General features: G+C 71.3%; 1 pseudogene. It reads right to left on the reverse strand.

The features are described from left to right. Positions 1 to 35 precede the first annotated feature (35 nt). Positions 36 to 289: pseudogene (gene pqsE, locus ACLJNW_RS24475) on the reverse strand (2-aminobenzoylacetyl-CoA thioesterase PqsE); the annotation flags it as partial.

The raw sequence follows: 289 nt of genomic DNA on the forward strand, positions 1-289 counted from the left end.
CCGTCGGCGGCGATCGCCGCAATGGATGTCCCGTCTCAGTCCAGAGGCAGCGCCTGGCGGGAGAGAATCTCCAGCATCCGGCGCATGCTCCCCAGGTGCAGTTCGCCGGGCAGGAAGTCGACGCTCTGCCCACCCCAGGCGCGGTGCAGCTCCTCGCTCAGTTCGTCGAGGGATTCGCCCATGGACTGGCGCCAGCGCAACCGCCGGCACTGGCGCAGACACTCGGTATAGGCCGACTCGGCCCCATCCGCGGCCAGCCGCCCCCGCAGCAGGCCGCCGTGTCCCGGGA

It is taken from the genome of Salmonella sp. SAL4457 (assembly GCF_046548235.1).
GTDB classification, from domain to species: Bacteria; Pseudomonadota; Gammaproteobacteria; order Enterobacterales; family Enterobacteriaceae; genus Salmonella; species Salmonella enterica.